The organism is Kitasatospora phosalacinea, from assembly GCF_030268885.1.
Taxonomy (GTDB): Bacteria; Actinomycetota; Actinomycetes; order Streptomycetales; family Streptomycetaceae; genus Kitasatospora; species Kitasatospora phosalacinea_C.
In genome coordinates, this window is sequence record NZ_BSSA01000007.1 from 80,604 (window position 1) to 105,521 (window position 24,918).

Genomic DNA, 24,918 nt, shown 5'->3' on the forward strand with positions numbered 1-24,918 from the left:
TTTCCCTTTTCCGCCGTTCGCTCCCCGGTCCGGCTTTCGCTTTTCCCGGTTCCGCTCTCGGCGATGTCTCAACTATGACCGGGTTCCGAAAATCCGTGCAGTAGGAGATGTCAGATTCCGCGGGGCGTAAATGTCACCACCCGAGATGACATTTTGCACATGTTCTGACCTGCGGTGATGCGCTACTTGCCGTTCCCGGCCCGCACCCGTCACGCTGCATGCATGACACCTCTTTCCGAGAAATCCCCGGCCGTGGAGGTAGTGGACCTGCGGCGCAGTTACGGAGAATACGAGGCGGTGCGCGGCATCTCCTTCTCCATCGCCCGCGGCGAGCTGTTCGCCCTGATCGGCACCAACGGCGCGGGCAAGACCAGCACCCTGGAGGTGCTGGAGGGCCACCACCCGCCGACCTCGGGCCGGGTCCGGGTCCTCGGCCTGGACCCGTTCGCGGCGGGCCCGCAGGTCCGCCGCCGCACCGGCGTGATGCTCCAGGAGGGCGGGTTCTTCAAGGAGTTGACGGTCAAGGAGACCGTGGACTGCTGGCGCTCCTTCACCAGCCGGGCCCGGCCGACCGCCGAGGTGCTGGCACGGGTCGGCCTGGAGGCGAAGGCCGGCACCCGGGTCGCCCAGCTGTCCGGCGGCGAGCGCCGCCGCCTGGACCTGGCGCTGGCCGTGCTGAACGACCCGGAGCTGCTGTTCCTGGACGAGCCGACCACCGGCATGGACCCGGAGGCCCGGCGGGCCACCTGGCGGCTGGTCGAGGAGCTGCGCGCGGCGGGCACCACGGTGCTGCTGACCACCCACTACCTGGAGGAGGCCCAGCAGTTGGCCGACCGGGTGGCCGTCATGGACCGCGGGGTGATCGCCGCCGCGGGCACCGTCGCCCAGGTGCTGGCCGACCGCGGCGACCTGATCAGCCTGCCGCTGCCGCCCGGCCGCGACCTCGCCGCCCTGCCCGTGCTGCTGGGCACCGCGCCCGCGTCGGCGAACGGCCGGGCGGTCTACCGGGTGCCCCGCTCGGCGCCCGCCCTGGCCGCGCTGCACGCCTGGGCGGCCTCCCACGGCGTCGAACTGGACGGCCTGGAGGTGCGCTCCGGCTCGCTGGAGGACGTCTTCCTCGACCTCGCCGACCGCCACTCACCCACCCCGACGGGAGCGTCCCGATGAGCTGGTCCGCTTACGCCAAGGGGCAGTTCGCCCTGTCCTGGAAGGTGTTCTGGCGCAACCGGCGCTCCACCTTCATCGGGTTCCTGCTGCCGGTGCTGCTCAACCTGGTGATCGCCGCACCGCTGCGCGAGAAGGAGATCGGCGGGGTGAACGCCGCCGGGTACGTGGCGGTGGGGCTGCTCGGGCTGGCCCTGGTCACCTCGTTCGTCAACCTGCTGGGCAGCGTGGTGTCGCGCCGCGAGGAGCTGGTGCTGAAGCGGCTGCGCGGCACCGAGTGCCCGCCGAGCGCGGTCCTGGCCGGGCAGGTGGGCGCGGGCGGGGTGGTGGTGCTGATCCAGGCGCTGGTGCTGGGCGGCGTCGCGGTCGGCTGGTTCGGGGCGCCGCTGCCCGCCGATCCGGTGCTGCTGCTGCTCGTCCTGCTCGGCGGCCACCTGCTGTTCTCGGTGCTGGCGGTGGCCCTGTCGGGGGTGACGCCCTCGACGGAGTCCGCGCCGCTGGTGGCGACGCCGGTGCTGGTGCTGTGCATGTTCGGCGCGGGCGTGTTCACCCCGGTCGCGGGCCTGCCCGACTGGCTGCGGGGGCCGTCCGGCGCGCTGCCGCTCTCCCCGGTGGTCCGGGGGCTGCGCACCGCCTGGTTCGGTCGCGAGTTCGGCGCGGAGACCTGGGCGGGCGGCCCGCTGCGGGAGCTGGACCTGGTGCACGGCTGGACGTCCGCCTGGCCGTCGCTGCTGCTGCTGGCCGCCTGGCTGGCCGGGGCCGCGGTGCTCTCCCGGCGCCTGATGCGCTGGGAGCCGCGCCGCGGCTGACCCGCCGTCGGCCGTCCGCGCGCCGCGGTCGGTTAACGCCGCCTACTCACCTCCGACCGGCCCGCCCGTCCCGAAGTGCCCCTCCGCCGGGGGACTTCCGGCCGTGGCGGGCCGTCGGCGTGTCGCCGGATGCTGAATGGTGCGGGTCGTCCCCCGCCCCCGCCGCGGGCCGGACGTCCCGCCCTGCTCCTGCCCGCCACCCACCGGAGGCCCGTGATGTCCCGAAGTCGACCGCAGCTCAGCCTGTTGACGCTCGACAGCTCCCCCGAGTCGGTCGCCGGGGCCCGCCGCCACACCGCGCAGGTGCTGCAGTGCTGGCGGGCCAGGGTCGAACTCTCCGACGCCGCCCGGCTGGTGGTCTCCGAGCTGGCCACCAACGCGGTCCGGGCCCGCTGCGACCCCGACGGGTTCGCCCTCTCCCTGGTGCTGCACGACGGCGCGCTGCTGGTCCAGGTCGGCGACCAGGACCCGCGTCCGCCCCGCCCCCGGGTGGCCGGCCCCGACGCGACCGGCGGGCGCGGCCTGCACCTGGTCGACGAACTCTCCTCCCGCTGGGGCTACTACCGCACCTCGCCGCGCGGCAAGGTCGTCTGGGCCGAGCTCCCCACCGCGGACGGCTCCGGGCCCGGCTTCCGCACCACCGTGGTCGACGTCCGGCTGCCCGCGCTCCCGACCGCCCCGCCGCCCGTCGAACAGCACTGACCTCCGGCCCGGTGCGGTCACCAGGCCACGGGGTAGCGCACCGGATGACCGCCGACCCGGTGCGGCAGCAGGCCGAACAGCACCAGGACGGCGGCGGCCAGGGCCAGCAGCGGCAGGAAGAGCACCGGCCGCGGCGACTGCAGCACCACGATCACCGCGGTCGCCGCCGCGGGCGAGTGCGGCACGTGCGCGACCAGCATCGCCACCAGCGCCAGCCCGCCCGCCACCGCCGCCGCCCACGGCCCCGGCCCGGCCACCGCGAGCACCAGGAACCCCACCGCGGCGGACAGCAGCTGCCCGCCCACCAGGTTCCGCGGCTGCGAGATCGGCAGTCCGGGCGCGCCGTGCACCAGCGCCGCGCTCGCCGCCAGCGGCGGGATCAGCACCGGCTGGTGCAGCACCACGCCGACCGCGACCAGCACCAGCAGTGCCCCCGTGGCAAAGCTTCCGGCCCGCATCGCGTGCCACGCCCGGCGTCCCAGCGAGGCGGCGTTCGGGGTGACGGACATGCGGAACCTTCCTGATCAGCGGATATGCGTTCCCAGGATCTTAAACAGACTGTTGACGTTTCAAGAACCCATTTGCCTTAGAGGCAAATCCGCGGGCAGTGTCACGCGGGGCGAGCTCGCCCAGCGTGGTGACGCCCTCCCGCCCGGCAGGGCCGGTCGCACGCCGTGCTCGGACGGCAACCCCGCGAGCCGCCACGCCGGCTCCACGGCGTCCGCCGCCTCCTCCCCCAGCGCCTTCTACGGGGCGGAGGTCCGCAGGCTCCACGAGGAGAAGGGGCTCTCCCCGAGCGCGCTGGGCGAACTGGTCTTCTGCTCCGGCGCGTACATCGGCCGGATCGAAGTCGCGGTCCGCAAACCGCAAACCGCAGGCGGACCTCTCCGAACGACTCGACGCGGCCCCGGGCACCGGAGGCCACTTCACCCGCCTCTACCCCATGGTGGCCCGCGCCCGGCATGCCGCCCACTTCGCCCGCGCCGCCGAGCTGGAGGCCCAGGCCGGGACGATCTCCCACTACGCGCCCACCCTGGTGACAGGACTGCTGCAGACGGCCGACCACGCACGCGCCGTCGTCCGTGCGGCGAAGCCGTTCGCGGCGGCCGAAGCGGTGGACGACGCGGTGGACGACGCGATGGCGGCCAGGCTCGAACGGGCCCGCATCCTGGCCGGTCCAACAGCGCCCTTGTTGTGGGTGATCCTCCACGAAGCGGTGCTCCGGACGCCCGTCGGTGGCGGTCCCGTGATGGCCGATCAGCTACGCCGCCTCCTGGCGCTGGCCGAGGCGGGCAGACTCCTGCTCCAGGTACTGCCGTTCAGCGCCGGGCACACGCGATGACCGCAAGCTCGGTCCTCCTGGTGACATTCGCGGAAGCCCCGCCGGTGGCACACGTAGAGGGCCTGCACTCGGGCCAGTTGCTCGACGATCCGGTCCTGGTCGCCCGCTGCCAGGGGTCATACGATTTGGCCAGGGCCGTCGCGCTGTCGCCAGTGGCGTCCCTGGCCCTGATCGAGTCGGCGGCGGAGGAATACGCACATGAGTGGAGCGACCGGCCTCAGCCCCTCCACCTGGCGCAAGTCGTCCTACAGCGACGGCAACGGCGGCGAGTGCGTGGAGGTGGACGACGCCGACCCCGGCACCGTCCGCGACTCCAAGGACCCCGACGGGCCCCGCCTCGCCTTCACCACCCGCGCCTGGCAGGCCTTCGTCACCAGCCTCGAGGCGGGCGACCTCCCCGTCGCGTGACGACCCGGCGGCCCCGGCGTGACGTCTGCCGCCGGGGCCTTCGCATGCCCGCAGCCGCCGTAACTCCCCTCTCCCACAGGAGATTGACCCGCGGGTCCACCCGGGCGGGCAGGCGGGCGGCATCAGCCCTGCGTCTCCTCGCGGCGTCCGGGGGCGGCCGCACCGGGGATGACGAGCAGCTTGCCGGTGGTGCGCCGGGCCTCCAGGTCGCTGTGGGCGCGGGCGGCCTCGGACAGTGCGTAGCGGCCCGTCACGGTGACCTCGATCGCCTTGGAGCGCACCCACTCGAACACATCGGCGGCCCGTCGGAGCAGTTCGGACCGATCGGCGATGAAGTCCCCGAGGCTGGGCCGGACCAGGGTCAGCGAACCGCCCCGGGCGAGCCGCATCGGATCGAACGGGGGCACGGCGCCGCTTGCCGCACCGAAGAGCACGAGACGGCCGCGGGTCCGCAGGCTGGCGAGGCTCGCATCGAAGGTGTGCGCGCCGACGCCGTCGAAGACGACCGGCAGTCCCTGACCGCCGTTGAGCCGCCTCACCTGGGCCGCGAGGTCGTCGACCGCGGAGGAGAGGATCACCTCGGCGGCCCCGGCACGCTTCGCCAGTTCGGCCTTCGCCGTGGTCGACGTTGTGCCGATCACCCTGCCGCCGAGGTGGGTGACGAGCTGGGTCAGCAGCAGCCCCATGCCACCGGCGGCCGCGTGCACGAGCACCGTGTCGCCGCCCTGGACCGGGTGGGCGTCCTTGACGAGGTAGTGCGCGGTCATGCCTTGGAGGAGCACGGCGGCGGCCGTCTCGAAGTCGACGTCGTCGGGCAGCGGCACCAGCCGGGAGGCGTCCACGACGGCCCGCTCGGCGTACGTGCCGGGAACCTCCACCCAGCCGACCCGGTCCCCGACCGCGACGTCGGCGACGCCGGGTCCGACGTCGACGACCGTGCCGGCGCCCTCGGTGCCCGGGGTGAAGGGCAGCGGGAGGCGGTACCGGCCTTCGCGGTGGTAGACGTCGACGAAGTTGACCCCGGATGCGGCGACCTCCACGAGCGCCTCGCCCGGTCCCGGCCGCGGCTGCTCCACCTCGGCCTCCTGCAGCACCTCGGGACCGCCCACTTGGTGCACCTGTATCGCTCGCATGACCCTCCGATGTCGGCTCGTCCCCCCGCCAACCCCGGGGACGGCGATCCGATTCCCGGTCGGCGGACCAGCCCGCCGCCCCGCCGCCGACCCGCCGCCGACCCGCCACCGGCCCGCCGCCCCGGTCCGAGCAGCGTCAACCCCGGCCCCAGCCGGATCGACTGACGCGGCGTCGACCCACTACCAGCGTCGCACCTGCCCGGCGACGCCGACCGCGGCCGCCGTCAGCGGCACCGCCAGCAGCGTCCCGAGCAGGCCGCCCAGCGAGGCGCCCGCCGAGATCGCCAACAGGACGACGGCCGGGTGCAGTCGGACCGTCCGGCTCTGCACCGCGGGCTGCAGGATCGCGCCCTCCAGCGCCTGCACGCCCAGCACGATGCCGAACGCCCACAGCGCCTCGCCGAGGCCGCCGTCCGCGAACGCCACCACCACCGCGGTCAGTCCGGACAGGAACGCGCCCGCGTAGGGCACGTACGCGCCGACGAACACCAGCGCGCCCAGGCCCGGGGCGTGCGGCACGCCGAGCAGGGTCAGGCCGAGGGCGATGAAGCCCGCGTCGATGGCGGCGATGATCGTGGTGCCGCGCATGAAGCCGGACATCGCCGCGTAGCCCGTCCCGGCCACCCCGAGCACCTTCTCCTCCTGCCCGGCCGGGGCGGCCCGGCGCAGCGCGGCCACCAGCAGCGCCCGGTCCTTCAGCAGGAAGAACGCCAGCGCCAGGGTCAGCACCCCGCAGGCCAGCACCTGCGCGGCCAGGCCGACCCCGGTCAGCACCCCGGAGACCACGCCCGCGCCCAGGCTCCGGCCCAACTGCTCCAGGCCGCTCGCCGCGCCGCGCACCGCCTGCGCGAACGGGTCGGTGCCGGAGGCCCGGTCCGCGGCCGCCTGCAGCGAGGCGGTCAGGCCGGAGGCCGCGTCCGAGATCAGCTTGACCACCACCCACAGCGCCCCGCCGACCACCGCGACCAGCAGCAGGCAGCCGGTGGCCGCCGCCATCGCCCGCGGCAGTCCGCGCGCGGTCAGCCGTCGGCTGACGGGTTCCACCAGGGCGCTGATCAGCACCGCGATCAGCAGCGGCACCACCGCCGCCCGCAGCAGCACGCACAGCGCGACGACCAGCGCCACCACGGCGGCGGCCACCAGCACCGCCGTTCCCCAGCGGGAGGCCGACCGCCAGTCCGCCCCCTTCGCGACAGGTTCCCGCTCGAAGTCCACGAGGTCCGCCCTTCCGCCGCACCGCCGCGCCCGCCGCCCGGTGTGCGCCGAATACTCCCCCGCGGTCACCGCCCCGAGACCGCCCCGACCGGCCGTCCGAACCGAATCACCCGCCCGGCCCACCCCGGCTGGCGCCCCCGCCCCGGGGCTCCGGCGGGTTGGGGTCAGAGCCAGCCGCGTTGGGCGGCCTTGATGCCCGCTTCGAAGCGGCTGCTGGCGTTGAGGCGTTCCATGATGGAGGCCATGTGGCGGCCGACGGTGCGGGAGGAGAATCCCAGGCGCTGGCCCGCGGCGTCGTCGGTGAGGCCGGAGCCGAGCAGGCGCAGCAGTTCGCGTTCGGTGGGGGTCAGGCCGGTGGCGGGGTCCTCGGGGGTGGTGGAGCCGAGGGGGACGGCGGTGTTCCACGCCTGGTCGAACAGGTCGGTCAGGGAGTGCAGGATGCCGGGCTCGGTGACGTACAGGGCGCCCTTGCGGTTGTCCTCGGGGTCGACGGGGACCAGGGCCTCGCGGCGGTCGACGACGACGATCCGCTGCGGGACGGTGGGGGAGGTGCGGACCTCGCCGCCCTGGCTGCGCAGCCAGTGGGCGTAGGCGACGGTGTGCGGCTGGTGGCGGGTGGAGTCCTGGTAGAGGGTGCGGACGGTGATGCCGCGGGCGAGGACCCGGGCGTCGGCGGGGCGGGAGGCGTCGAGGTCCTCGGGGCGCTGGTTGCCGGGTTGGATGCTGATGACCTCGCGGGTGGTGTCGCGTCCCATGCGTTCGAGGCGGTGCAGGATGGCGTCCATGCCCAGCAGCCGCTCGCCGTGCTCGGAGCGGTGTTCGGCCCGGTCGGCGACCATGCGGGTGACGGCGGCGCGGGAGGCGGCCAGGGTGGCCTGGCGTTCGGCGAGTTCGGCTTCCTGGCGGGCCAGCAGGTCGGCGAGGCCGACGGCGGGGTCGACGGCGCGCATCCGGCCGGGGTGTTCGGCGGAGGCGCGCACCAGCATCAGGGTGCCGAGTTCGTCCAGGCTGTCGTGGACCTGGGTGGCGCTGAGCGCGCAGTGGGCGGCGATCTCGTCGATGCCGTCGGCGGGTCGGTCGAGCAGTGCCCGGTAGACCCGGCCGGCCGTGGCCGTGAGTCCTAGAGCCTCCAGCATGGGCCCCCCTCATGTGGTGGTTCGTGGGTGATGTCGTGCGCAGTCGCGTACGAAGCGTCACGCATCCTGGCAGACCGGCGCACTCGATCACAAGATCGATTCCGGGGGCTTTGGGGCATCCGCAGACCTATGTCCGGAGGATGGCCGACCCCAATTCTTGGCGCGTTCATGACAGTGCGTCTGGTGTCGGACAGTCCGGTTGGCGACATCCGGAACCCCTTCCGAGGGGTTCCCGGAACGACGAAAGTAGAGATCGCCGCCAGGGAGAACGACAACCGGGCGGCAACCGGAGGGGAAGTCAACCGCGGGACTCCTCCACCGGACCGACCACCGATCCCCCGTCACGTCCGAAGGAAGACCACCATGACCAGCACCCGCATCGCCAAGGCCGCCGCGGTCCTCGCCGTCTCGCTCGGCGCGCTGCTCCTGTCCCCCGCCGCCGCTGCCGCGGCCTCCGCCACCGACACGGCCGCGGTCTCCACCGTCACCACCGCTGGTGCCGTCACCACCGACAGCCTCGGCTGGGGCGGCTGACCGCGGATGGACATCGTCTACGCCTCGCTGGGCCGCAAAGAGGCCGCCGGGCCGGCCCCGGACGGGGAGGCGGCGGAAGTCCTGGCCGCCCTGTGGGCGCACGCCAGACCCACCGACGCCCTCCAGCACATCACCGTCCGCTGCGAGCCGGAACGGGTCGACCTGCTCCTCTACCTGCTGACCCGCCCCACCGCCGCTCCGGCTCCCGCTCCGGCCCCCGTTCCTGCCGCCGACCTCCCCGCCCGGGCCCCTTCCGAGGACACGGCGAAGGACCCGCTGGCCGTCGCACACGACCTGGTCACCCGCAGCCACCAGGCATCGCCGACGCTGCGCTGGCGCTACTACTGGCGGCCGATCCCGCCCGCTGCGCGCTGACCCCGCGCACTCCCGCCTGCCCCGACTGTCCCGCCGCGCCACGCCATCGACCGCTGCTCCTGCAGGGCAGCCGTCCGCCGCCGATCCGGCGGCCGCGGCCCCGGGCGCCCCGCCGCTCCTCCCGGCACCGCCCCACCGCTGTACCCCCTGCTGTTCCCGCGGACGGCCCCCTACCGGCCCGTCCGTGCGTCCTTCGCTCCACCGGTCCGCGCCGCCCCGGCCGCGCGGTGCCCCGCGGCCGCCCACCCGGTGACCCGGCCGCACCCGCAGCACCTTCGACACCGATGTGCCGCCCCGCTCCGACGGCCGGCCGCGCCCCGCCGTCCGTCCTCCTGCGACGGCTGCGCCCCCGAACTCCCACGGCCCGCGTGATGCGGCTGTTCCTGCAGGACAGCCGTACCCGCTCCCGGGCCGACCCGCCGCACCTGCTTCGTCCGACGACGCCTCGGGCCACTCGAAAAGGAATCCGCCATGTCCGCCAAGACCTCCCGCCTCTCCCGCCTCGTCCTCGCCGCCGCCGTCGCCACCGCCGGCCTGGCCGGCTCCCTCGCCGTCGGCAACTCCGCCCACGCGGTCGGCACGTCCTCCGTCAACGGCCAGATCACCCGCAGCGAGGTCCTCGCCCGGGCCCAGTCCTGGGTGGACGAGGGCGTGCCGTACAGCCAGGACGGCTCCCACCCCTACACCGACAGCAACGGCAGCTACCGCTCGGACTGCTCCGGCTACGTGTCGATGGCCTGGCACCTCGGCTCCAGCCTCACCACCCAGACGCTGCGGAGCGTCTCCACGCAGCTGAACAGCTTCGACGACCTGAAGCCCGGTGACATGCTGGACCGCTACGACAACGGCAACTACAACATCCACGTGGTGCTGTTCGCCGGCTGGGCCGACAGCGCGCACACCACCGCGAACGTCTACGCCGAGTCGACCTGGGGCACCACCGCCTCCCGCAAGACGTACTCCCGCTCCTACCTGAACAGCGCCGACTTCCGCCCGTGGCGGTACAACAACATCGTCGACGGCACCACCGGCAGCTACCCGGACCCGGCGACCCTGCCCACCGGCACGCTGGTGAAGTCGCCGAACAACCCGGCGGTGAAGCTGATCATCAACGGCGCGGGCCTCGCGGTCGCCGGCTCGGACGTCACCCCGGACGGCTACAACATGGGCGCCGTCGTCACCGTCGACGACGCCAAGTTCTGGGCGCTGCCGAGCTCGCTGCCCTCCGGCACCGTGGTCCACGACCAGTCCGGCACCTCCAACAGCCGGTACGTGATCGTGGGCGGCGCGGCCCTGTCGATCACCGGTGCCGAGTGGACCGCCGACGGCTACAACACCGCCCCGGACATGGGCGTGCCCACCTCCTGGCTGCAGCAGGCCCTGCAGAACACCCTCCCCGCCGGCATGGTGGTCCACGACCAGTCCGGCACCTCCAACAGCCGGTACGTGATGGTGGGCGGCGCGGCCCTGTCGATCACCGGTGCCGAGTGGACCGCCGACGGCTACAACACCGCCCCGGACATGGGCGTCCCGGGGGCCTGGCTGCAGACCGCGGCGGCCAAGACCCCGCCGACCGGCACCGTACTGATGGACCAGTCCGGCCTCGACAACAACCGCTACGTGATGGTGAACGGCGCGGCCGTGCACATCTCGGGCGCCGAGTGGACCGCCGACGGCTACAACACCCAGTCGCTGATGGGCGTCCCGGGCACCTGGCTGGCCGGCTCGGTCAACTCGACCGTCGCCGACGGCACCCTGGTCAAGGGCCGCAGCGGCGCCGACCCGAGCGTCTACGTGATGGCCAACGGCTCGGCGCTCCCGCTGACCAGCGCCGAGTACACCCAGGTCTTCGCCAGCGCCCCGGTGACCGGCGTGCCGGAGACCTGGGAGGCCGCCCAGGTCGCCCGCCCCCTCAAGGACGGCACCGTCATCAAGAACGCCTCCGGCGCCGACCCCTCCATCTACGTCATGGCGGGTGGCAAGGCCGTCCCCCTCACCTACGCCGACTACACCGGCCTCGGCTACGACAAGCAGCCCCTGCGCGGCGTCCCCGGCACCTGGGAGGCCACCGCCGCCGCCAAGTCCGTCCCCGCCGACGGCACCCTCCTGAAGTCCTCCGACACCACCACCGTCTGGCAGGTCGTCAACGGCGGCAGCAAGAAGGCGGCAGTGGCCGGCAGCTACAACACCGCCGCCGTGGTCGCGGTGCCCACCGCGCTGACCGCGCAGCTGCCGACCGTCCAGTAACCACCGCCCGGGGCGGGGCGGGCCCACCGCACACCGGGCTGCCCCGCCCCGCACCACCGCGCACCCGACCACCACGTCCGACCAGCACGCCGTCCGCGCACCCGATCGCACACCGGCCGCCACCCAGGGGGGAACCCGCCATGACCGCCAGCACCCGTGCCAAGAAGCCCACCCTCGCCCTCGCCGCCACCGCCCTGCTCGCCCTCGTCGTCCCGCTGGCCGCCGGCGGCCAGGCGTCCGCCGCCTCGGTCTCCACCTGGGACAAGGTCGCCCAGTGCGAGAGCAGCGGCAACTGGTCGATCAACACCGGCAACGGCTACTACGGCGGCCTCCAGTTCTCCGAGAGCACCTGGCTCGCCTACGGCGGCGGCCAGTACGCCCAGTACCCCCACCAGGCCACCAAGCAGCAACAGATCCTCACCGCGGAGAAGGTCCTCGCCGCCCAGGGGCAGAACGCCTGGCCCACCTGCGGCCCGCTCGCCGGCCTGGGCAGCGACCACGCCAACCCCTACCCCGCCACCACCACCTACCCCGCCCCGTCGTCGCTGCCCAGCGGCACCCTGGTCAAGTCGCCCAACGGCCCCGCCGTCAAGGTGCTGATCGCCGGAGCGGGCCTGGCGGTCGCCGGTTCCGACGTCACCCCCGACGGCTACAACCTGGGCGCCGTCGTCACCGTCGACGACGCGGCGTTCAACGCCCTGCCCACCGCCCCGCCGGCCGGGACCGTCGTCCACGACCAGGCCGGTGGCTCCGCCCGCTACGTGGTCGTCACCGGCGCCGCCCTGCCGATCTCCGGCACCGACTGGACCGCCGACAGCTACAACACCCGCCCCGACATGGGCGTCCCGACCTCCTGGCTCGCCACCGCCACCGCCGGCACCCTGCCCACCGGCCTGGTGGTGATGGACCAGTCCGGCACCGACAACAACCGCTACGTCATGGTCGACGGCGCCGCCCTGCACATCTCCGGCACCGAGTGGACCGCCGACGGCTACAACACCCGCACCCTGATGGGCGTCCCGACCGACTGGCTCAGGACCGCCGCCACCAGGACCCCCTCCAACGGCACCGTGCTGATGGACCAGTCCGGCACCGACAACAACCGCTACGTCATGGCCGGCGGCGCCGCCCTGCACATCTCCGGCACCGAGTGGACCGCCGACGGCTACAACACCCGCGCCCTGATGGGCGTGCCCGGCGAATGGCTCGCGACGACCGCCGGCCGCCAGGTGACCAACGGCTCCGTCGTCAAGGACGCCTCCGGTGCGGACCCGAGCGTCTACGTGATGGCCGGCGGCATGGCCGTCCCCCTCACCTACGCCGACTACACCGGCCTCGGCTACGACAAGCGCCCCGTCACCCCCGTCCCCGGCACCTGGGAGGCCACCGCCGTCGCCAGGACCGCCCCCGCGGAGGGCACCCTGCTCCTGTCGCCCGACACCACCACCGTGTGGCAGACCGTCGGCAACGGCAGCAAGAAGGCCCTCGCCGCCACCGACTTCGGCCCGGGCAAGCTCAGCTTCGGCGACGTGGTCAACGTCCCCACCGCCCTCACCGCCAAGCTCCCCACCGTCACCCAGTAGCCGACGGTCCCGCACCACCCGGTCGCCACCCGCCCGCAAACGCCGCAGGCCCCCACCCGGACGGGTGGGGGCCTGCGGTCCTGCGCGTGCCCCAGACAGGAATCGAACCTGCGACACCGGCTTTAGGAGAGCCGTGCTCTATCCCCTGAGCTACTGAGGCGAGGTCCGGCGGACACCGCCGCAGGACCGCTGACAGCGTAGCGGATCGCGCTCCGGGCGCGCTGACCGCTTTCCGCGCCGGGCCCGCGTCACGGCCGTGACCTGCGAGGACGGGGGCCGCGGGGGCGGTGGGCCGACGCCCCCGCCGGCGCGGGCGATGGTGCGGGCGACCTCGGACCACCGCGTCGGGTGACCCGGGGCACCCGGTGCGGTGGCCTACGGTGGGGAGGCACGTGCCCGTGCACCGCCCTGGTCAGCCGCTCGTGAAAGGCCCCCATCTGTGACCACCTCCCCGGAGACCCCGTTCGCCGGCCTCGGCAGGATCCTGGTGATCATCCCGACCTACAACGAGGCCGAGAACGTCGAACGGATCGTGTCCCGCGTCCGCGCCGCCGTCCCCGAGGCGCACGTCCTGGTCGCCGACGACAACAGCCCGGACGGCACCGGCAAGCTCGCCGACGCCCTCGCCGCCGACGACGACCACGTGAAGGTGCTGCACCGCAAGGGCAAGGAGGGCCTCGGCGCGGCCTACCTGGCCGGGTTCCGCTGGGGCATCGACGACGGCTACGACGTGCTGGTCGAGATGGACGCGGACGGCTCGCACCAGCCCGAGGAACTGCCCCGGCTGCTGACCGCGCTGCGCAGCGCGGACCTGGTGCTGGGCTCGCGCTGGGTGCCCGGCGGCGCGGTGGTGAACTGGCCGAAGTCGCGGCTGCTGCTGTCCAAGGGCGGCTCCACGTACTCCCGGCTGATGCTGGACGTGCCGATCCGGGACGTCACCGGCGGCTACCGGGCCTTCCGCAAGGAGACCCTGCTCGGCCTCGGCATGGACCAGGTCGCCTCGCAGGGCTACTGCTTCCAGGTCGACCTGGCCTGGCGCGCGGTGAAGGCCGGGTTCAAGGTCGCCGAGGTGCCGATCACCTTCGTCGAGCGCGAGCACGGCGCCTCGAAGATGAGCCGCAACATCGTGGTCGAGGCGCTGTGGCGGGTCACCGCCTGGGGAGTGAACGACCGGATCTCCCGGCTCACCCGGAAGAAGTAGGCGCCGGGCTCCGCCCCGCGGGCCGGGTGACGATGGAGGTTCCCGGCCCGGCGGAGCTTGCGGAGGTTTCGGCGTGACAGAGGCACTGCAACGAGCGGAGCAGGACCCGCCCCCCGAACCCGGCTCCGGCTCCGGCCGGTGGGAGTCGGCGAAGCAGCGGGCGGCCCGGCTCGCCGAGTCCGCCAAGGGCGCCCCCGAGCGGATCCCGCTGGTCGGCCGGGCCGTCAGCAACCTGATCCGGGTCAACCTGCTGGACAACGCGACCCGGCTGGCCGCCCAGGCCTTCCTGTCCGCGCTGCCCGCCCTGTTCGTGGTCGCCGTCTTCGCCCCCGCCACGGTCAAGCACAGCGTCACCGGCTCGCTGCGCGAGCAGCTCGGCCTGGAGGGCGCCGCCCAGCAGCAGGTCCAGCAGCTGATGAACACCCAGGCCGACGGCACCACCCAGAGCATCGGGGCCCTCGGCGCACTGGTCACCCTGGCCTCCGCGACCGCGCTCAGCCGGGCCCTGCAGCGGGTCTGCGAGCGGGCCTGGGAGATGCCGAAGAACAGCGCCCGGCTGGCCCTGTGGCGCTGGGTGGTGTGGCTGCTGGGCTGGATGGTGTTCCTGGTCGTGCAGGTCCCGCTGCGCAGGGGCTTCGGCGCCGGCCTGTGGCTGGGCGTCCCGCTGACCTTCGTGGCCTCCACCGCCGTGTGGTGGTGGACCCAGCACCTGCTGCTCGGCGCCCGGATCCGCTGGTACCCGCTGCTGCCCGGCGCCCTGCTGTGCGGCCTCGCCGAGGTCGGCCTCGGCATCGCCTCGAAGGTCTACCTGCCGCACGCGATGACCGCCTCCGTGGAGAAGTTCGGCCCGTACGGGGTGGTGTTCACCGCGCTGTCCTGGCTGATCGCGCTGTTCAGCGCCGTCACCCTGGCCCTGGTCCTCGGCCGGGTGCTCTCCGAGGAGCCCGCCCTCGCCCGCTACCTCGGCACCCGCGACGAACGCGGCCGCTGGTAGCCCGACCGCCGGTGGCCCCGGCCGCTGGTGGCCCCGGCCACCAAACGGCTCCCCCGGAGAACGACGAACCGGCCCGGACGATCCGTCCGGGCCGGTTCGCGCGTCACCCCCGCGGCGCGGTGCCTCAGCCGAGGCGCAGCAGCCGGGAGCCGATGGACGCCGGGGCCAGGTCCGACTGCAGCGTGACCGGCACCTCGACGCGGCCCTCGCCCTCGCCCGCCGCCAGCGTGCCGACCTGGGTGCCCGCCGCCAGGGTGTGCGCGATCTTCCCGACCGGGGTCAGGGTCAGGTGCGCGGTGACGCCGTTCCAGCCCGCCACGGTCAGGTCCTTCGCCGCGACCAGCGGCACCCGGCCGCCCACGCCGTCGTCCACGTAGCCGACCACGTCGCCCTTCTTGGCCAGCGTCTGCCCGGCCAGCGCGGCCTGCGCGGCCACGTTGATCCGCTGGCTCGGCGGCTGGGCGGCGCGCACCAGGCTCATCTCCTCCTTGGTCTGCGGCTGGCCCAGCGTCACGCCGAGGATCATCCGCTGCTCGCCGCCGATCTCCTTGACCGCCGCCCACATCAGGCAGGACTGCGCGGGCGTGGACGAGCCGGTCTTCACGCCGATGTTGCCGTTCTTCCCGAGCAGCGCGTTGGTGTTGTAGATCCGCTGCCCGTTGAACCGGGTGTCCGGTTCGGCGACGATCTGCTTGAAGATCTCCATCTGCATGACCTTCTCGGCCAGCTTCAGCTGGTCCTTCGCGGTCGACTTGGTGTCGTTGACGTACCCGGCCGGGTCCGCGTAGGTGGTGTTGGTCATGCCGAGCTGCGCGGCGGTGGCGTTCATCTTCTTCACGAACTCCGCCTCGCTGCCGGAGTCCCAACGCGCCAGCAGCCGGGCCACGTTGTTGGCCGACGGCAGCATCAGCATCTCCAGCGCCTCGTACTCGGTGAGCTTCTGGCCCTCCTTCAGCGTCACCGTCGACTCGTCACCGTTGCCGGACTCCTGCGCGGCCTGCTGGTCCACCGTGAGCACCGGACCGCTCTCCCCCTTCTTCAGGGGGTGCGCCTGCAGGATCAGGTACGCGTTCATCACCTTGGTCACCGACGCGATCGGGACGGGCGTCTCCTCCCCCGACGACCCCAGGCTGCCCACGCCGACCACCTCGGCCGCGGCCTGGCCCTTCGTCGGCCACGGGATGTTCGGCTGCTCCCCGCCGAAGGTGAACGAGTCCGCCAGCGAGAGCTTCGCCTTCGGCGTCGGCAGCGGACGCAGCAACTGCGCCGCCACCAGCACGCCCAGCACCACCGCCAGGAACCCGCCCCAGAGCGCGACCCGCTTCAACGCCCGCCGCAACGGGGAGACCGGACGGGCGCTCAGCCCCTTCAACACCTCCAGCGCCTCGATGGTGCTCTCCGGCCCGGGCGCGGCCGCGGCGGGAGCCGCGACGGGAGCCGCAGCGGCAGCAGCGGGCGCCGGAGCGGGCGTGGGCACGGCCCTGGGCGCGGGCTTCGCCGCGGCGGCGACCGGCCCGGTCCTCGGCTCCGGGCCCGACTTCGGCTCCGGCTCCGACTTCGCCTTCGACTTCGGCTCCGACTTCGCCTCGGAGGCGGTGGCGATCGGCACCGTCTCCGCCACCGCTCCCGGCCCGGCCGCGGGCTTCGGCTCCGCCCCGGACTCCGCCCCGGACGCGGCGGCGACCGGCCCGGTCCTCGGCTCCGGCTTCCCGGCGTCCTCCTTGGGCAGCCGCAGCATCACGGTCTGCTCGGGGCGCTCCTTGTCGACCCGCAGCGTCATCGTCGCCCCGGGCTTCGCGGCGGGCGCGTCCCCGGCCCCGTCCGCGTCCTCGTCCTCCCCCTTCGGGACGTCCGACAGCCGCAGCGTCATCGTCGGCTCGGGCTTCGCAGCGGACGCGGGCGCCTCCTCGTCCCCGTCCTCGGCCCCGGCCTCCGCCGCGTCCCCGTCCCCGTCCTCGTCCTCGGCCTCCGCCCCGTCCCCGGCCTCCTCCTTCGGCAGGTCCGACAGCCGGAGCATCATCGTCGGCTCGGGCCCCGCCGGAGCGTCCTCCGGCTCCTCCTCGTCCTTCTCCCTCTCCTTCGCCTTCTCCTTCGCCTTCTCCTTCTCCGGGAGGTCCGACAGCCGCAGCGTCACGGTCGGCTGGGGGCCGGTCGATTCGGTCTCGGATTCCGGGACGTCCTCGTCTTGAGGGGTGGGACGGGAGGCGGCGAGGGCGGCGCTGGACTCGGGGAGGTCGGCGGGGAGGCGCAGGTCGGTGGTGCGGGTGTCCGCATCGCGGACGCGCAGGTGGACGGTGCCGTTGCCCGCGGCGTTGTCGCCGGGTTCGCGCGGGGTCTCCTCGGTTCCGGTCGACCGCTCCTCGCCGTCGGGCCGCTCGCTCTTCGGGGACTCGCCCACGTAACCCACTCCTCCTCGTCCGCCCGGCACCGCCGGTCCGATCACACAAGCTGGTTTTTTTCGGGCGGGTTCTCGACCCGGCCCAGCACCTGTACAGTCTCCGGCACCGAGCCCGCAAGGGCCCGTCGCACCCCGCCCGACCGGCGGTTTTTCCTGCCCGCACGGGCCGTTGCCCGGTGGGACGCGGAGCCGTCGGACGGCGGTTCCAGCCTGCCCGGGCAAGGTCACGATTCGGAGGCGTACTCGACAAGCCTGTGTGAGAGGCGTCACCCTGTCATTCATCCACGCGGGGAGGCTTGGATGGGCAGAGGCCGTCGAACCATTCCCGAGGAGCTGTTGTTGCTCGCGCTGGACCCGGCCACGGGTACCACCGCGCAGCCGCAGACCCTCGACCTCGGACTTGCCGGGGCGCAGCTCGTCGAGCTGTCCCTGGCCGGAAGGATAGTCCCGGACGGGGACCGGATCGCCGTGGTGGTGCCACGGCCGACCGGCGACCCGACCCTTGACCACGCATTGGAACTACTGCGCCGGCGCGGCAGCCCGGTGCGCGCCGCGCACTGGATCGGCGGCCCGCGCCTGGGCCTGCGGCAGACGTACCTGGCGCACCTGGAGCGGTGCGGCATGGTGACGGCGGTGCCCGGGCAGGTCTGCGGGGTGCTGCCGACGACGCGCTACCAGGCGTCGGACGACTGCACCAACGCGGCGATCAAGCAGCGGCTGGACACGGCGATCCGCACCGGCGTGCCGCCGGACCCGCGGACGGCGGCGCTGGCGGCGCTGGCGCACGCGGTCGGCCTGGGCAAGCACCTGTACCCGGGCAACGAGGGGCGCTCCTCGCGCTCCCGGCTGCGGGACCTGATCAGGTACGACCCGCTGGGCGGGATGGTGGCCCACGCGGTGATGGACGTGCAGAACGGTCTGCCCGCCCAGCAGCAGCAGGGCAGGTCGGCGCCCGCGGGTTCGCGCGGTCCGGCCGGTCGTCCCGCCGCCGCGGGGCGCAGCGTGGCCAGTCGGGTGGGCGCGCGATGAGCGGCGCACGCCGTTAGCGTTCGGTTCGACCAGAGGGCGGGTGGCCCGGTGCGATGCACCGGGCCACCCGCCCTCGGTCGTTCCCGGGCCCGGCGTCCGTGCCCGGCGGTTCCCGAAGTGCCGTTTACCGCACGGGATCCCCATTAGCGGGTAGGCGCGCCGTTGGCAAGTGCGGACATCCCGATTGAGCTATTTTCAAATGATCTGTTCCACTGCGGTACTGCGATTCCCGGGCACGGACCGCAGTTGAGGTGGCATGCTGCTCAGCGTCAGGGGGGTTGGTACCAATTACCGCACTGTTGCCAGAAGTAGGGCCGGAGGTCGATGTGTCCGCCAGCGTGAATCCGACGGTTCGCCGCCGCAGGCTCGGTGCCGAACTGCGGCGCCTGCGCGAACTCAGGGGGATGACCGCCGAAGAGGTGGCCGGCCGCCTGATGGTCTCCCAGTCGAAGATCAGCCGACTGGAGAACGGCCGCCGCTCGATCAGCCAGCGCGACGTGCGCGACCTGTGCGACGTCTACGAGGTCGAGGACGAGCGGGTCCGCACCGGGCTGATGGAGATGGCCAAGGAGTCGCGCCAGCGCGGCTGGTGGCACGAGTTCGGGGACATCCCGTACAGCGTGTACATCGGACTGGAGGCGGAGGCTTCCTCGATCCGGGCCTACGAGTCCTCGTTCGTGCCGGGGCTGCTGCAGACCCGCGAGTACGCGGAGGCGGTGGTCGCGGGCACCCAGCCGGACACCGACCCGACCGCGATCCGGCGCCGGGTGGACGTCCGGCTGAAGCGGCAGCACCGGATCCACGGCGAGGACCAGCTGGGCAGCCTGTGGGTCGTCATAGACGAGGCCGTGCTGCGCCGCCAGGTCGGCGGCAAGCGGGTGATGGCCGAGCAGTTGTACCAACTCGTGGAACTGGGCGAGCGGGCGAACATCAACCTGCAGGTCATCCCGTTCTCCCACGGCTCGCACCCCGGCATGACCGGGACATTCTCCTTGCTGGAGTTCCCCGAGTCAGCGGATTCCACGGTCGTCTACTTCGAAGGAGTGACGAGCGATCTCTACCTGGAGAAGGACGCCGACGTACGCCGCTATACCAATCTGTACGACCACCTGAGGGCCGCGGCGCTGAGCGTCGCGGAGAGTCGGTCGATGATCGCCACCATCGCAGAGGAGTTCATGAAATGAGCAAGGCCACCGAGAGCCTGACCTGGCGCAAGAGCAGCTACAGCGGGGGCAACGGCGCCTGCGTAGAGATCGCCGTGCCGGGTTCGGCCTCGATCGCGGTCCGCGACTCCAAGGACCCGCAGGGCCCGCAGTTGCGCTTCACCGGCGAGTCCTGGGCCGCGTTCGCCGCGGCGGCCGGTGCGGGCCGCTTCGGCGAGGTCTGAGCCGCCGCCTGAGCCATCCCCCGACCGGACCGGTCCGGGCCACGGCCCGAACCACCGCAGGACCGCACGCAGGTGCCCGCCGCTTCCCGCGCGGCGGGCACCTGCGCGTCCGCCCCCGGTACGACGGGTCAGGCGGTGGCAGTGGCGGCGGTGGCAGTGGCGGCGGGGTAGCGCTCGGCCCAGACCTCGGTGCCGTGCAGTTCGGGGCCGTGCAGCAGCTCCAGCACCAGGTCGTCGGCGAGTTCCAGGATCGTGCCGCGGCCCTCCACCTCGGCCAGCAGGTCCGGCGGGAGGGCGGTCTCGCCGTGCAGGGCGCCCAGCAGGTTGCCGCAGATCGAGCCGGTGGAGTCGCTGTCGCCGGAGTGGTTGACGGCCAGCAGCAGGCCGCTGCGGATGTCCTCGGCGACCAGCGCGCAGTACAGGCCGATGGCGAGCGCCTCCTCGGCGACCCAGCCCTCGCCGAGCGCCTCGACCCGCTCGGGGGACGGCGCCCCGGCCCGCACCGCGTCCAGCGCGGCGCGCAGGGCGGCGGTGGTCTCCTCGTGGCCGGTGCGCTCGGAGAGCAGGGCCAGTGCCAGGTGCACGCCCTCCTCCAGGGTGCCGCCGCGGGCCACCGCGTGGACGATCACCGCGAACGCCCCGGCGGACAGGTAGCCGGTGGGGTGGCCGTGGGTCAGCACCGAGCACTCGACGGCGAGCTGGAAGACCAGGGCCGGGTCCCAGGCGGTGAGCAGCCCGAACGGGGCGGCCCGCATCACGGTGCCGCAGCCCTTGGAACCGGGGTTGCGCGGCTCCTCGACGGTCGGCAGCGGCCCGTTCTCGGTGCCCGCCAGGCCGGACAGGCAGGCCTGGCCGGGGGCGCGGCGGGCGTACAGCCACTCCTGGCGGCCGAGCCAGCCCAGGTCCCGGCGGCGCTCGTCCGGGCCCCAGTCCTGCTGGGTGGTGTACCAGCGCAGGTAGGCGCGGTGCACGTCGGACGGCGGGTGCCAGGCGCCGCCCTCGCGGTTGACGTGGGAGCGGATCAGGCCGTCGACGGTGAACAGGGTCATCTGGGTGTCGTCGGTGATCGCGCCGCGCCGCCCGTACGCGGGGACGTAGCCGGTCACCCCGGCCTCGCCGTGCGCCTCGCGGATCTGCTCCAGCTGCTCGAACTCGACGCCGCCGCCGAGCGCGTCCCCGATCGCCCCGCCGAGCAGGCAGCCCCGGACCCGGCTGCGGAAGTCCTGCTGCTGGGCGCGTGACCACAGAGGCATCACGAGGCGGAACCCTTTCGGTCGGCGGCACGGTCCACCGCCCGGGGCGGACGCCCGGGCGGTAGACGCACCTTATTCGAAGAGCCGCGCGAAAAGGCGGCCCACCCCGAACGTCGATTCGTTCAACCGGTCGTCGGAACGACGACATCCGCAGGCCACCGGGCCAGCGGTCGGTGTGCCTACGGTCGGCGTCCATGACCTCCCCCCGCACCCGGCTGGTCGCCGCGGCCGCCCTCACCGCCGCGCTGACCGTCACCGCCCCCGCGCTCGCCGCCCCGGCCCTGGCCGCCCCGTCCGCCGCCCCGGCGCAGCACTCGGCCCGCGCGGTCCCGTTCACCGCCGCCACCGCCGCCCAGCAGGCCGACGGCGCCTTCACCCTCAGCTGGACCGCGCCCGGCGCCCGGCACGTCACCGTGTACGCGGGCACCGACCGGGACCACGTCGCGCACCGCCGGGCCGTCGCGTCCGGCGCGGGCAGCGCCACCGTCACCGTCTCCGGCCTCGGCGCGGCCGACCGCTGGTACTTCGAGCTGGTCCCGGACCGGGGCGCGCCGCTGGTCGTCGCCGACCGCTCGCTGCACCTGGCCTCCGCCCCCAACTTCCGCGACCTGGGCGGCTACCGGACGGCGGACGGCCGCTGGGTGGAGCTCGGCCGGGTGTACCGCTCGGACGACCTGTCCGAGCTGACCGACCAGGACCTCGCCAAGCTGCACCGGCTGGGCATCCGCACCGTCCTCGACCTGCGCACCCCCGCCGAGCAGCAGGCCGCCCCCGACCGGCTCCCGGCGGGCGCGCGGAGCGTCTCGGCGAACGTCCTGGGCACCGCCGACACCGGGCAGTTCGACGTCAGCAGCCCGCAGGCCGCGGTCGACGCGATGATCGCGGGCGAGCGGACCATGGTCTCCGCCGACAGCGCCCGCGCCGCCTACGCGCAGCTGCTGGACGCCGCCGCCGGCCGCGGCGCCGTCCTGTTCCACTGCACCGCGGGCAAGGACCGCACCGGCTGGGGCGCGGCCGCCCTGCTCACCGCGCTCGGCGTGCCGCAGGAGACCGTGCGGGCCGACTACCTGGCGTCCAACACCTACCGGGCCCGGGCCAACGCCGCCGTGCTGGCCCAACTGCCGCCCGCCCGGCAGGCGGTGTACCGGCCGCTGCTGGAGGTCCGCCCCGAGTACCTGGCGGCGGGCTTCGACGAGGTCGAGGCCCGCTACGGCGGCTTCGACGCCTACCTGGAGGACCTGGGCGTGGACGCGCGGCAGCTGCGCCGGAACCTGCTGGTCGGCTGACCCGCGTCAGTCCAGCACCGGCAGCAGCTGCGGCAGGTGCCCGTCGGAGGCCAGCGCGGCGGCGCGGCGCTCGGCGGGCACCTCGCCGTAGAGGGTGGTGCGCTGGCGGGCCGGGCGGCCGGCCAGCGCGGCGATCGCCTCCAGGTCGCGGACCGACTTGTAGGAGCCCCAGGAGGAGCCCGCCATCCGGGAGATGGTCTCCTCCATCAGGGTGCCGCCGAGGTCGTTGGCACCGCTGCGGAGCATCTCGGCGGCGCCCTCCGCGCCGAGCTTCACCCAGCTGGTCTGGATGTTGGTGATGTGCGGGTGCAGCAGCAGCCGGGCCATCGCGGTCACCGCCCGGTTGTCGCGGGCGGTCGGGCCGGGCCGGGCGATGCCCGCCAGGTAGACCGGCGCGTTGGTGTGCACGAACGGCAGGGTGACGAACTCGGTGAAGCCGCCGGTGCGTTGCTGGATCCCGGCGAGCAGCCGCAGGTGGCCCAGCCAGTGCTTCGGGCTGTCGACGTGGCCGTACATCATCGTCGAGGAGGAGCGGATGCCCAGCTCGTGGGCGGCGGTGACCACCTCGACCCAGGTCGCGGCGGGCAGCTTGCCCTTGGTCAGCACCCAGCGGACCTCGTCGTCCAGGATCTCCGCGGCCGTGCCGGGGATGGAGTCCAGTCCGGCGCCCTTGGCCCGCAGCAGCCACTCGCGGATCGGCAGGCCGGTCCTGGTCGCCCCGTTGACCACCTCCATCGGCGAGAAGGCGTGCACGTGGATGCCCGGCACCCGCTCCTTCACCGCCTGCGCGATGTCGAAGTACGCGGTGCCCGGCAGGTCCGGGTGGATGCCGCCCTGCATGCACACCTCGGTCGCCCCGACCTGCCAGGCCTGCTCGGCCCGTTCGGCGACCTGCTCCAGCGAGAGGGTGTAGGCGTCGGCGTCGGTGCGGCGCTGGGCGAAGGCGCAGAACCGGCAGCCGGTGTAGCAGACGTTGGTGAAGTTGATGTTCCGGGTGACGCAGTACGTGACGTCCTCGCCGACGGTGTCGCGGCGCAGGTCGTCGGCGATCCGGGTGAGCGCGTCCAGCGCGTCGCCGTCGGCCTGGAACAGGGCCAGCGCCTGGTCGTCCGTCAGCCTGACCGGGTCGTCGGCGGCCGTGGACAGCGCGGCCCGCAGGTCGGCGTCCAGGCGGCGGGGGGCGGGCAGCGCGGCTTGCTCGCGCAGTGACTCCCAGTCGCCGTACACGTCGTCGAAGTCGGAGCGCCGGTCGCCGGTGCGGCCCTCGGTGTCGACGGTGCGGAACAGGTCGGTGCGGCCGCCGCCGGTCATCGGCTCGTCCGGCTCCTGCCAGGGCAGGCCGACCGGGCGGGCGCCCTCCACGGCCAGGCCGGTCTCCGGGTCGGCCAGCGCCCGGACGTGCGGCAGCAGGCGCGGGTCCAGCCAGGGCTCGCCGCGCTTGAGGTACTCGGGGTAGATCGTCAACCGCTCGCGCAGGGTGAACCCGGCGGCGGCGGTGCGTTCGGCCAGTTCTTCGACGTGCGGCCAGGGGCGCTCCGGGTTGACGTGGTCGGGCGTCAGCGGGGAGACGCCGCCCCAGTCGTCGATGCCCGCGCCGATCAGCAGCGCGTACTCGGCGTCCACCAGGTTCGGCGGCGCCTGGATCCGGGCCGCGGGCCCCAGCACCAGCCGGGCCACCGCCACCGCCGCGGCCAGCTCGGACAGTTCGGCGTCCGGCATGGCGCGCATCGCGGTGTCCGGCTTGGCCCGGAAGTTCTGCACGATCACCTCCTGCACGCCCTGGTAGGCGCGGGCGACCCGGCGGATCGCCAGCAGCGAGTCGGCCCGCTCCTCGTACGTCTCGCCGATGCCGATCAGCACGCCGGTGGTGAACGGCACCGCGCTGCGCCCGGCGTCCTCCAGCACCCGCAGCCGGACGGCCGGTTCCTTGTCGGGCGAGCCGTGGTGCGGGCCGCCGGGCTCCGACCAGAGGCGGACGGCGGTGGTCTCCAGCATCATGCCCATCGACGGGGCGACCGGCTTGAGCCGCTGGAAGTCCGTCCAGGACAGCACGCCCGGGTTGAGGTGCGGCAGCAGCCCGGTCTCCTCCAGCACCCGCACCGCCATCGCCCGCACGTACGCCAGGGTGTCGTCGTAGCCGTGCGCGTCCAGCCACTCGCGGGCCTCCGGCCACCGGGCCTCGGGGCGGTCGCCGAGCGTGAACAGGGCCTCCTTGCAGCCGAGTTCGGCCCCCTTGCGGGCGATGTCCAGCACCTCGTCCGGGGACAGGTACAGCCCGTGGCCGTCCCGGCGGAGCCTGCCGGGCACGGTGGCGAAGGTGCAGTAGTGACAGCGGTCCCGGCACAGCCTGGTCAGCGGGACGAACACCTTGCGCGAGTACGTGATGACGCCGGGGCGGCCGGCCTGCTCCAGTCCCGCGTCCCGCAGCCGGGCCGCGACCGCGCACAGCTCGGCGAGGTCAGCGCCGCGGGCCTGCAGCAGCACCGCCGCCTCCGCGACGTCCAGCGCCACCCCGTCCCTGGCCCGGCGCAACGCGCGCCGCATCGCGGTCGCGGTCGGGGCGGGCGCGGACGTGGGCTCGGACGGGCGCTCGGACGGGTGCTGAGGGCTCATGGGCCCGACCCTACGCGAGAGGTACCCCTGCGGGACTACACGACCCTGACGGCTTCTCAGGGTCGCAATGCCCCGGATACAACGCCAGGCGTACCCGGATCTGCTGCCG

At 73.9% G+C, this 24,918-nt stretch carries 21 protein-coding genes, 1 tRNA gene and 1 pseudogene; 15 read left to right on the plus strand and 8 right to left on the minus strand.

Translation table 11 applies throughout. The features are described from left to right. The first annotated feature begins 222 nt into the window (after nucleotides 1-222). The 3 genes from QSK52_RS12795 to QSK52_RS12805 all read left to right on the plus strand — a co-directional run bounded on the left by QSK52_RS12795 (nucleotide 223) and on the right by QSK52_RS12805 (nucleotide 2,675). Nucleotides 223-1,167, plus strand: a complete 945-nt coding sequence (locus QSK52_RS12795; RefSeq protein WP_285736109.1) for an ABC transporter ATP-binding protein — start codon at nucleotides 223-225, stop codon at nucleotides 1,165-1,167. Further along, complete coding sequence (locus QSK52_RS12800) at nucleotides 1,164-1,973, plus strand: ABC transporter permease (RefSeq protein ID WP_285736110.1); 810 nt, start codon at nucleotides 1,164-1,166, stop codon at nucleotides 1,971-1,973. The genes QSK52_RS12795 and QSK52_RS12800 overlap by 4 nt, the downstream gene beginning before the upstream one ends. Nucleotides 1,974-2,189: 216 nt before the next feature. Beyond that, the gene (locus QSK52_RS12805; RefSeq protein WP_285736111.1) at nucleotides 2,190-2,675 is read left to right on the plus strand and encodes an ATP-binding protein; all 486 of its coding nucleotides are present in this window, start codon (nucleotides 2,190-2,192) and stop codon (nucleotides 2,673-2,675) included. 17 nt (nucleotides 2,676-2,692) lie between these two features. Here the strand turns inward: QSK52_RS12805 and QSK52_RS12810 are convergent, their stop codons facing one another. Then, nucleotides 2,693-3,184, minus strand: coding sequence for an HPP family protein (locus QSK52_RS12810; protein ID WP_285736112.1), 492 nt, complete (start codon nucleotides 3,182-3,184; stop codon nucleotides 2,693-2,695). Nucleotides 3,185-3,618: 434 nt separating this feature from the next. Here QSK52_RS12810 and QSK52_RS12815 point away from each other — a divergent pair. Beyond that, nucleotides 3,619-4,133 (plus strand): annotated as a pseudogene (locus QSK52_RS12815) (DUF5753 domain-containing protein); the annotation flags it as partial. An 82-nt stretch (nucleotides 4,134-4,215) separates the two neighbouring features. Beyond that, nucleotides 4,216-4,425 (plus strand): DUF397 domain-containing protein, encoded by a 210-nt coding sequence (locus QSK52_RS12820; protein WP_285736113.1) that lies wholly within the window; start codon nucleotides 4,216-4,218, stop codon nucleotides 4,423-4,425. 122 nt (nucleotides 4,426-4,547) lie between these two features. Here the strand turns inward: QSK52_RS12820 and QSK52_RS12825 are convergent, their stop codons facing one another. The 3 genes from QSK52_RS12825 to QSK52_RS12835 form a co-directional block, all read right to left on the minus strand. After that, a complete protein-coding gene (locus QSK52_RS12825) occupies nucleotides 4,548-5,534 on the minus strand; it encodes a quinone oxidoreductase family protein (protein ID WP_435053233.1) in 987 nt (328 codons plus the stop codon). 204 nt (nucleotides 5,535-5,738) lie between these two features. Beyond that, entirely contained in the window at nucleotides 5,739-6,773 is a 1,035-nt protein-coding gene (locus tag QSK52_RS12830; protein WP_285736115.1) for an AI-2E family transporter, read from the minus strand. Between the two features lie 164 nt (nucleotides 6,774-6,937). Then, a complete protein-coding gene (locus QSK52_RS12835) occupies nucleotides 6,938-7,909 on the minus strand; it encodes a helix-turn-helix transcriptional regulator (RefSeq protein ID WP_285736116.1) in 972 nt (323 codons plus the stop codon). A 363-nt stretch (nucleotides 7,910-8,272) separates the two neighbouring features. Between QSK52_RS12835 and QSK52_RS12840 the strand changes: the two genes are divergently transcribed. The 4 genes from QSK52_RS12840 to QSK52_RS12855 all read left to right on the plus strand — a co-directional run bounded on the left by QSK52_RS12840 (nucleotide 8,273) and on the right by QSK52_RS12855 (nucleotide 12,648). Beyond that, nucleotides 8,273-8,443 (plus strand): hypothetical protein, encoded by a 171-nt coding sequence (locus QSK52_RS12840; RefSeq protein WP_285736117.1) that lies wholly within the window; start codon nucleotides 8,273-8,275, stop codon nucleotides 8,441-8,443. Between the two features lie 6 nt (nucleotides 8,444-8,449). Beyond that, nucleotides 8,450-8,818, plus strand: a complete 369-nt coding sequence (locus tag QSK52_RS12845) for a hypothetical protein (protein WP_285736118.1) — start codon at nucleotides 8,450-8,452, stop codon at nucleotides 8,816-8,818. Nucleotides 8,819-9,289: 471 nt separating this feature from the next. Next, nucleotides 9,290-11,065: a hypothetical protein gene (locus tag QSK52_RS12850; RefSeq protein WP_285736119.1), complete on the plus strand. Its 1,776-nt coding sequence runs from the start codon at nucleotides 9,290-9,292 to the stop codon at nucleotides 11,063-11,065. A gap of 140 nt (nucleotides 11,066-11,205) precedes the next feature. Then, nucleotides 11,206-12,648, plus strand: a complete 1,443-nt coding sequence (locus tag QSK52_RS12855; RefSeq protein ID WP_285736120.1) for a transglycosylase family protein — start codon at nucleotides 11,206-11,208, stop codon at nucleotides 12,646-12,648. 87 nt (nucleotides 12,649-12,735) lie between these two features. Here the strand turns inward: QSK52_RS12855 and QSK52_RS12860 are convergent. After that, nucleotides 12,736-12,808: transfer RNA gene (locus tag QSK52_RS12860), tRNA-Arg, on the minus strand. A gap of 279 nt (nucleotides 12,809-13,087) precedes the next feature. On the opposite strand from QSK52_RS12860, the gene QSK52_RS12865 reads away from it, so the two are divergent. Continuing rightward, nucleotides 13,088-13,849, plus strand: a complete 762-nt coding sequence (locus QSK52_RS12865) for a polyprenol monophosphomannose synthase (RefSeq protein WP_285736121.1) — start codon at nucleotides 13,088-13,090, stop codon at nucleotides 13,847-13,849. Between the two features lie 73 nt (nucleotides 13,850-13,922). Further along, nucleotides 13,923-14,843, plus strand: a complete 921-nt coding sequence (locus QSK52_RS12870; RefSeq protein ID WP_285736122.1) for a YhjD/YihY/BrkB family envelope integrity protein — start codon at nucleotides 13,923-13,925, stop codon at nucleotides 14,841-14,843. Nucleotides 14,844-14,967: 124 nt separating this feature from the next. Here QSK52_RS12870 and QSK52_RS12875 read toward each other — a convergent pair whose 3' ends face one another. Next, on the minus strand, nucleotides 14,968-17,241 hold the full coding sequence (locus QSK52_RS12875; protein ID WP_285736123.1) for a serine hydrolase: 2,274 nt from the start codon (nucleotides 17,239-17,241) through the stop codon (nucleotides 14,968-14,970). A gap of 300 nt (nucleotides 17,242-17,541) precedes the next feature. Here QSK52_RS12875 and QSK52_RS12880 point away from each other — a divergent pair, with 300 nt between their 5' ends. From QSK52_RS12880 to QSK52_RS12890, 3 genes are all read left to right on the plus strand, one after another. Next, the gene (locus QSK52_RS12880) at nucleotides 17,542-18,270 is read left to right on the plus strand and encodes a GOLPH3/VPS74 family protein (RefSeq protein WP_285736124.1); all 729 of its coding nucleotides are present in this window, start codon (nucleotides 17,542-17,544) and stop codon (nucleotides 18,268-18,270) included. A 326-nt stretch (nucleotides 18,271-18,596) separates the two neighbouring features. Beyond that, entirely contained in the window at nucleotides 18,597-19,454 is an 858-nt protein-coding gene (locus QSK52_RS12885) for a helix-turn-helix domain-containing protein (protein ID WP_285736125.1), read from the plus strand. Beyond that, on the plus strand, nucleotides 19,451-19,657 hold the full coding sequence (locus tag QSK52_RS12890) for a DUF397 domain-containing protein (RefSeq protein ID WP_285736126.1): 207 nt from the start codon (nucleotides 19,451-19,453) through the stop codon (nucleotides 19,655-19,657). Before QSK52_RS12885 ends, QSK52_RS12890 begins: the two co-directional genes overlap by 4 nt. A gap of 128 nt (nucleotides 19,658-19,785) precedes the next feature. On the opposite strand, the gene QSK52_RS12895 is transcribed toward QSK52_RS12890, so the two are convergent. Beyond that, on the minus strand, nucleotides 19,786-20,910 hold the full coding sequence (locus QSK52_RS12895; protein WP_285736127.1) for an ADP-ribosylglycohydrolase family protein: 1,125 nt from the start codon (nucleotides 20,908-20,910) through the stop codon (nucleotides 19,786-19,788). Between the two features lie 194 nt (nucleotides 20,911-21,104). Here QSK52_RS12895 and QSK52_RS12900 point away from each other — a divergent pair, with 194 nt between their 5' ends. Continuing rightward, nucleotides 21,105-22,196, plus strand: coding sequence for a tyrosine-protein phosphatase (locus tag QSK52_RS12900; RefSeq protein ID WP_285736128.1), 1,092 nt, complete (start codon nucleotides 21,105-21,107; stop codon nucleotides 22,194-22,196). Between the two features lie 6 nt (nucleotides 22,197-22,202). On the opposite strand, the gene QSK52_RS12905 is transcribed toward QSK52_RS12900, so the two are convergent. Beyond that, a complete protein-coding gene (locus QSK52_RS12905; RefSeq protein WP_285736129.1) occupies nucleotides 22,203-24,809 on the minus strand; it encodes a bifunctional FO biosynthesis protein CofGH in 2,607 nt (868 codons plus the stop codon). Nucleotides 24,810-24,918 lie beyond the last annotated feature (109 nt).

Bases quoted from the DNA above. Each gene is read 5' to 3' on its own strand.
- QSK52_RS12795 (WP_285736109.1), top strand. From the start codon at position 223: ATGACACCTCTTTCCGAGAAATCCCCGGCCGTGGAGGTAGTGGACCTG.
- QSK52_RS12800 (WP_285736110.1), top strand. From the start codon at position 1,164: ATGAGCTGGTCCGCTTACGCCAAGGGGCAGTTCGCCCTGTCCTGGAAG.
- QSK52_RS12805 (WP_285736111.1), top strand. From the start codon at position 2,190: ATGTCCCGAAGTCGACCGCAGCTCAGCCTGTTGACGCTCGACAGCTCC.
- QSK52_RS12810 (WP_285736112.1), bottom strand. From the start codon at position 3,184: ATGTCCGTCACCCCGAACGCCGCCTCGCTGGGACGCCGGGCGTGGCAC.
- QSK52_RS12820 (WP_285736113.1), top strand. From the start codon at position 4,216: ATGAGTGGAGCGACCGGCCTCAGCCCCTCCACCTGGCGCAAGTCGTCC.
- QSK52_RS12835 (WP_285736116.1), bottom strand. From the start codon at position 7,909: ATGCTGGAGGCTCTAGGACTCACGGCCACGGCCGGCCGGGTCTACCGG.
- QSK52_RS12840 (WP_285736117.1), top strand. From the start codon at position 8,273: ATGACCAGCACCCGCATCGCCAAGGCCGCCGCGGTCCTCGCCGTCTCG.
- QSK52_RS12845 (WP_285736118.1), top strand. From the start codon at position 8,450: ATGGACATCGTCTACGCCTCGCTGGGCCGCAAAGAGGCCGCCGGGCCG.
- QSK52_RS12850 (WP_285736119.1), top strand. From the start codon at position 9,290: ATGTCCGCCAAGACCTCCCGCCTCTCCCGCCTCGTCCTCGCCGCCGCC.
- QSK52_RS12855 (WP_285736120.1), top strand. From the start codon at position 11,206: ATGACCGCCAGCACCCGTGCCAAGAAGCCCACCCTCGCCCTCGCCGCC.
- QSK52_RS12880 (WP_285736124.1), top strand. From the start codon at position 17,542: ATGGGCAGAGGCCGTCGAACCATTCCCGAGGAGCTGTTGTTGCTCGCG.
- QSK52_RS12890 (WP_285736126.1), top strand. From the start codon at position 19,451: ATGAGCAAGGCCACCGAGAGCCTGACCTGGCGCAAGAGCAGCTACAGC.
- QSK52_RS12895 (WP_285736127.1), bottom strand. From the start codon at position 20,910: ATGCCTCTGTGGTCACGCGCCCAGCAGCAGGACTTCCGCAGCCGGGTC.
- QSK52_RS12900 (WP_285736128.1), top strand. From the start codon at position 21,105: ATGACCTCCCCCCGCACCCGGCTGGTCGCCGCGGCCGCCCTCACCGCC.
- QSK52_RS12905 (WP_285736129.1), bottom strand. From the start codon at position 24,809: ATGAGCCCTCAGCACCCGTCCGAGCGCCCGTCCGAGCCCACGTCCGCG.